Source organism: Streptococcus infantis (assembly GCF_019929665.1).
In the GTDB taxonomy this organism is placed as follows: Bacteria; Bacillota; Bacilli; order Lactobacillales; family Streptococcaceae; genus Streptococcus; species Streptococcus infantis_H.
In genome coordinates, this window is sequence record NZ_JAHZPZ010000011.1 from 1 (window position 1) to 5546 (window position 5546).

General features: G+C 31.7%; 9 protein-coding genes and 1 pseudogene. All 10 read left to right on the top strand.

The features are described from left to right. Positions 1–297: pseudogene (locus K1I61_RS08780) on the top strand (ATP-binding protein); the annotation flags it as partial. Further along, entirely contained in the window at positions 294–455 is a 162-nt protein-coding gene (locus K1I61_RS08785; RefSeq protein ID WP_223334866.1) for a hypothetical protein, read from the top strand. The pseudogene K1I61_RS08780 and the gene K1I61_RS08785, both read left to right, overlap by 4 nt. A gap of 89 nt (positions 456–544) precedes the next feature. Then, positions 545–775 carry a hypothetical protein gene (locus K1I61_RS08790; RefSeq protein WP_223334865.1) on the top strand — a complete coding sequence of 77 codons (231 nt, stop codon included), beginning with the start codon at positions 545–547 and terminating at the stop codon, positions 773–775. A gap of 49 nt (positions 776–824) precedes the next feature. After that, on the top strand, positions 825–1685 hold the full coding sequence (locus tag K1I61_RS08795) for a phage major capsid protein (protein ID WP_223334863.1): 861 nt from the start codon (positions 825–827) through the stop codon (positions 1683–1685). Positions 1686–1694: 9 nt separating this feature from the next. Next, the gene (locus K1I61_RS08800; protein ID WP_223334861.1) at positions 1695–2243 is read left to right on the top strand and encodes a hypothetical protein; all 549 of its coding nucleotides are present in this window, start codon (positions 1695–1697) and stop codon (positions 2241–2243) included. Positions 2244–2518: 275 nt separating this feature from the next. After that, positions 2519–2929: a DUF722 domain-containing protein gene (locus tag K1I61_RS08805; RefSeq protein ID WP_223334859.1), complete on the top strand. Its 411-nt coding sequence runs from the start codon at positions 2519–2521 to the stop codon at positions 2927–2929. 355 nt (positions 2930–3284) lie between these two features. After that, positions 3285–3881 (top strand): hypothetical protein, encoded by a 597-nt coding sequence (locus K1I61_RS08810; protein ID WP_223334856.1) that lies wholly within the window; start codon positions 3285–3287, stop codon positions 3879–3881. Next, positions 3871–4137, top strand: a complete 267-nt coding sequence (locus K1I61_RS08815; protein WP_223334854.1) for a hypothetical protein — start codon at positions 3871–3873, stop codon at positions 4135–4137. The genes K1I61_RS08810 and K1I61_RS08815 overlap by 11 nt, the downstream gene beginning before the upstream one ends. Further along, positions 4137–4592: a protein-export chaperone SecB gene (locus K1I61_RS08820; protein ID WP_223334852.1), complete on the top strand. Its 456-nt coding sequence runs from the start codon at positions 4137–4139 to the stop codon at positions 4590–4592. Before K1I61_RS08815 ends, K1I61_RS08820 begins: the two co-directional genes overlap by 1 nt. A gap of 286 nt (positions 4593–4878) precedes the next feature. Then, the gene (locus K1I61_RS08825; protein ID WP_223334850.1) at positions 4879–5103 is read left to right on the top strand and encodes a hypothetical protein; all 225 of its coding nucleotides are present in this window, start codon (positions 4879–4881) and stop codon (positions 5101–5103) included. Positions 5104–5546 lie beyond the last annotated feature (443 nt).

Below are 5546 nucleotides of genomic sequence, written 5' to 3' on the forward strand. Positions count from 1 at the left end.
TATGAGGCGGTTAAAAAGTTAGTTGATGTAGATTTTCTAATCATTGATGACCTGGGGGCAAAAAATGGGACGGTAACACCTAAGAGTGACTGGGAACAGGATTTCTTGTTTGATATTATCAACAATCGAGAAACTACGATTTTCAACACTAACCTAGATAGTAGCGAACTGCGGACTGTTTACAATGCTAGAAATTCAAGTAGAATTTTGAAAGGTTTAGAAGGGAACACTTTCAAGGCTTTTACGATTAAAGATAAGAGATACACTATAAACACAGTGAGGGGAGAATATCAATGAATGATGATAAAATGCGATTTGCAACAGAAAAAGGCTTTGTTGTCTACGAAAAGTGTGGTATAATAGAGATAGAAAAAGTTCCAAAGTTTGGAGAGATAACTTTATTCTACTCAGATGGGAAATTTACTCATCTAGTCAAAAAAGAAACTAAAAAATAAGTCTATTGAGAACAACTCAGGGACATACCGTAAGCATTTAATGCTAGTGGTATGTCCCTTTTTGTTTGCATAGAAAGGGGGTGAGGGTGATGTCAGGAGATACTTCTTTAGGGTATGTAGTAGCCAATAAGTTTTCTATGGATCCAGATAAAAGACAGAAAATCTTTTCTCAGTGTAAAAAAGAAGATGAAAGCTTAAAACAACGGAAACAAGAAATACTAGAAAAATATGCTAACAAACAAGACAAATCAAAATCTAGAAAAAATGATTCTAAAGGCTCGGAGAGTTCTAAAAGAAAAGCTAAAAGCAAAGAATTTTAGAAAAAATTATAAACAAAAATCAGATATTAAAAGATGAAGGAGCAAAAAAATGACAACTAACTTAGCTAAACAAAAAGAAAATCTAGAAGCTTATATCCGAAGTACGGGTTATAACACTAGAGGGATGAACGTAGAAAATAATCATGTACTCATTGAAAAACCAATCCTTGATAGTTACGAAAATGAACATCAACGTAAAGAACTGGTTGATCTAGTAAATGTTATTGAGACTCGTACCCGTGGTGGGAAGTATGAAGTAACTGACTTTGAATCTGATTCATTGCAAGAAGTTAGCGAAAATTCGGTTGAGAGAACAGAAGCAGATAAAAAGAAAACTATCAGCGTTGATTACTTAGTTAAATTATTCAGTGGGAAACTTGATTTTTCACAGGAGCAATTAGACGATGGCCAATATAATTTAACGGATTTTCTTGGTAAGAAGATTATTAAATTAAAACGTAGAACACGAAATAGAGAGATTGGAAAAATTCTCCAAACTGCGAAAGTACAGACTGCTACAAGTATGGACGACTTGAAATCTATTGTTTCTTTAATCAATCCAGAGCGCAATGTATCTATGGTTGTTAGTCAATCACTATTTAGTGTCTTAGAAAAAATGAAAGACACTTCAGGAAGTTATCTTCTTAAAGTTGATAAAGAGACAGGGACAAGTGAAACATTCTTTGTAGATAACTTTTTAATTGTAGATGATACAACATTAGGGAATAAAGGTGACAAAAAAGGCTTTATCGGAGATCTAGAAAACTTTGTTACTTTGTTTGATCGCAAGAAAGATACACTTAGTTGGGTGAATGCGAATGACTATTTTGGAAAACGGTTGATTTTACATACCCGATTTGATGTAAAAAAAGTTGAAGAAAATTGTGGTTACTTTATTCAATGGAACTAGGAGAAAGAAATGGATATTAATCAAGTATTTGAAACACTGGATGATCTAGATAATAAAAAAAGTAAGATTAATTCAGCACGAGAACAGTTAAGCGAAAAAAGGAAGAGTCTTTTAGGCAATCAAACAGTTTCATTTGAGAATATAGATAATTTTTTATCTAACAACTTAGAGTCTTTGGAACAGCTTGAAAAGATGGAAAAAGCTATTAATTCTCTTCAGGAAAAATATAATAGTGAGTTTTCTGAAGCTAAAGCAGTCATCTTTGAATACATTTTTAAAGAAACTAAGCAACGGATGGAAACTAAGAAGATCTATAAACAATACCGAAAGAAGCTTAGACGAATTCTGGACGCATATGATGAAATTCAAGAACTGAAGAAGGATGTAGAAGAAATCCATACAGGTGTAGTCAGAGAAATAAGTCAGAGACATTCTCTATCGACGTATCGAACAGAAGTAAGTCCGCTTACTGTCCTACCATTCTTAACCCCTGATTCTAGCGGATGGATGGATTTTTCGAAGGAATATCGGGACATCAAAGTGTATTTAGAAAAATAGATTACAAATTAAGTAAGGCTAGTGATATATGGCTCAAACAAAAGAAATATCGCTAGTCCTACTTTTATGCTTTACTAAGTTTCACATAACAAAGTAAGCATAAACTGAAAAGAAGTAATAGCTTGAAAGCAAGGTATATCAGGGGTTTACAGAATGGAGTGAGTTTCACAGAATGTAAGATATGAGAAACTAGGGTATAAATTAAAGGGGAATCCCTTTTAATTGTAGAATTGCAAGTTAAGAAAAATATAAATTTTGAGTGGAGGGACTTAGTTATGTATGAGCTAAGTAAGAGAGACCTGGACGGTATCGATATTGAATTAGAACGATATAGAACGCTTGATAATAAGATATATCTTAGAAGACAGGAGTTGATACATAATAAGAAGTATAGCGACGCTGAGTATATCAGAGGTCAAGGAAAGAAAGTGTCAAGTCCTACTGAAGCTACAATCATTAGAATTGAAGAAGACCAAACACTTAGATATTTAGAAGGCTTTAAACTAGTAGTAGAAACTTTGATGGAAAATTTGATTGAGAGTGATCTAATAATTTTTAAAATGAGATTTTTAAAAGCTGGTGTGACCTGGGAAGAAGTTGCAGAGGAATTAAATAAACCTGCTCGTTATGTATATGGTCGAAGAAAGGTAATTGCTAAAAGATTTGTAGAACTGAAAGGATATTGAGTCCCCCCCGCCTTTTAAAAAATCATTTTGGCCAGTTGGGTACCGGTGAAGGGAACTTTTTCCAAGTCGGAGCCTTCCAAACAAAAAGGGGGTAAAAATTGTTGGTTAACAAAATAGTCGTTCACTTTTTGATATTGACTGAATTTGATATAAAATATGTTTTTTTAAGTCTAACTTTAACTTGAAAAGAATATAAGAAATAATTGTATCTTATTAATTAATTTTAAAAAATAAAAATTTCAAATAAATAGCGAAAAATGCGAACATATAATTGACATGTGTTTCTAAATGTAATATCATATGTATGATACGTTATATACATAGTGTATCATATTGCTCACATGGGAGGCATTCTATGGAGGGGTACCATGGGACGAAGCCTGAATCAGTTAATGCTATTTTGGGACAACAACATTTTGAGTGTACTTCATTTGAAATAACAGGCGACTGGGTGATTAAAAGTGGTCAAAGTTTACCTAATGATCTTGGAGTGGGGTTGTACATGTTTGTTGATGATCCACCAAATGGGTATCAAGGTTTAGAAAATGCAAAAAAGTACGCTCGAGTATATAGGAATAGTAATAAAAAAATAGGTGTTATAAAGTTTAAAATAAAAAGTGACAACTTAACTATTTTAGATTTGAATAATCCTACAACGACTAAAAATTTTAATGAATACAAAGATAAATATTATCAAAAGTTAAAAAATTCATTAGGTGGTTTTAAACGTAACAATTCCTTTCACAGGTATAATCTTGATGGAGTGTTTTTAGAACATTTATTGCGTTACAATAAATCCTATACTGAGGTGGATGTCGTAACGTGTAAAACATACACTCCACCAACTCCAGATAAACCAATTTCGCCTGTCCCTAATGGGAAAGAGATTTGTTTACGAACACTTACGTTAATTGATTGGACGGTTACAAAGGAGAAATATAATGGCTATTAAAGAAATTATTCTAGATGAATCAATTCTTGATATAGATTCATGGTTGCCTAAAGAAGCTATAGACCAAGTTGTTCAAGCTATTTTATATCAAGAAAAATTAGAGTTAAAGAGCTTATTTGAATGCAATCTACCATATTTTACGGAAAGTTCGGTAAAAAATGTAAAAGCGGAGTTCCGTGACTTTGTTGGGTACACAGATAGTTATAATAGTAATAAAAGCGCCTATAAGGTGCAAGCGAAGGATATGGCAGCATAATGGCAATTATTAAATTTGAAGATTATGTAGTTGATAAGTCGGTTTATGAAACTAATCTAGATTTTGAAAATAGTAGAGAAGATGGACGTTTAGTAGTTCCAATCAAATTTTCTGCTGAAATTGGAGTTGATAAGACTCAAGAGAAATCCTATGTTATTATTAACGTAAATTTAGGTCAATCAACAAATCCTGAGGAGATACCTAATATTCCATTTACATGTGAAGTATCTATTAGGGGGCTATATAGTTATTCTTCTTCTGACTTTGAAAACGAAGAGGAATTGAAAAATGTTCTAGGAGGGAATGCTGTAGCTATACTATATCCGTATGTGCGAACATATATTTCCACTTTAACAAATCTTTCAAATCAATTTCCTTCATATACACTTCCTGTAATGAATTTTGCAGAGACAATTAAGGAAAATGATTTGATTACCTATATTGGATTTGATTGATTATTTGTAAAAAGATAGGCATTAACTAATATCTGTCTTTGTTATATAGTTTAAAAGCACGTTTTAGAGCGCTAGTTTCTTAACTACTAAACTCATAAATGATAAGCCCTTTTTTAGGGCTTTTTGTGAAGATTTTAAGAGTTTTTAATGATTTATAATGATTTATAATAATCCCTAATAAATTGTGTTTTTTGAGAATTCAAAAAACTAGGATTTTTAGAATAGGTAAAGCAATAAAACGTTATTTTAAGTATATTGTATAAAAAGATAAAAAGTAAAGTATGTCATGAAAACTAATAAAATAGTTAACCAAAATAGATTAGGAAACTATTTGATTCTGTACTTAGATCCAGAATTAGACAAGGGACTTAATGGAAATATTGTCTGTCGAAAAATAAAGCTAAAAGGTTTTGAATACGATACTGTACCTTCATTTGATTCTAACTATATGATTGCTTTTGAAAGTGATTCTTATGAAAATTATATAGATGAAACAATTGAATATGAATAGGTTAAAAAAATAGTTTAAAAATGGTTAATTTTTTCCTATTATATAGACATGAAAAAAAGCACGTTTAAAACATGCTAGTTTCTTGCCTGCTGAACTCATAAATAATGAAGTTAAATGTTCAGTGATTTGTGGAGTAAGGAAGAAACTCCAAAACATTCAAACGAAAAGCGAAAACTCACAAACGCCCTATTATCAAGCGCTAAGAAGTGATAAAGCTACTTGCTAAACACTTAAAAAAGCGATACAACAAGATGCTTTAATTTTAAGAAATATCTTACAGAAAGCCTACAACAGTGGGCTTTTTGCTTTGTAAAAAATAAAAAATAAGAAAAATTTATCTCAAGTTCTTGACAAGATTCTAAAAGTGGGTATAATAGAAAGAGTTGAAAAAGCTCAGGTCCGTTGGTCAAGGGGTTAAGACACCGCCTTTTCACGGCGGTAAC

Bases quoted from the DNA above. Each gene is read 5' to 3' on its own strand.
- K1I61_RS08785 (WP_223334866.1), top strand. From the start codon at position 294: ATGAATGATGATAAAATGCGATTTGCAACAGAAAAAGGCTTTGTTGTC.
- K1I61_RS08790 (WP_223334865.1), top strand. From the start codon at position 545: ATGTCAGGAGATACTTCTTTAGGGTATGTAGTAGCCAATAAGTTTTCT.
- K1I61_RS08795 (WP_223334863.1), top strand. From the start codon at position 825: ATGACAACTAACTTAGCTAAACAAAAAGAAAATCTAGAAGCTTATATC.
- K1I61_RS08800 (WP_223334861.1), top strand. From the start codon at position 1,695: ATGGATATTAATCAAGTATTTGAAACACTGGATGATCTAGATAATAAA.
- K1I61_RS08805 (WP_223334859.1), top strand. From the start codon at position 2,519: ATGTATGAGCTAAGTAAGAGAGACCTGGACGGTATCGATATTGAATTA.
- K1I61_RS08810 (WP_223334856.1), top strand. From the start codon at position 3,285: ATGGAGGGGTACCATGGGACGAAGCCTGAATCAGTTAATGCTATTTTG.
- K1I61_RS08815 (WP_223334854.1), top strand. From the start codon at position 3,871: ATGGCTATTAAAGAAATTATTCTAGATGAATCAATTCTTGATATAGAT.
- K1I61_RS08820 (WP_223334852.1), top strand. From the start codon at position 4,137: ATGGCAATTATTAAATTTGAAGATTATGTAGTTGATAAGTCGGTTTAT.
- K1I61_RS08825 (WP_223334850.1), top strand. From the start codon at position 4,879: ATGAAAACTAATAAAATAGTTAACCAAAATAGATTAGGAAACTATTTG.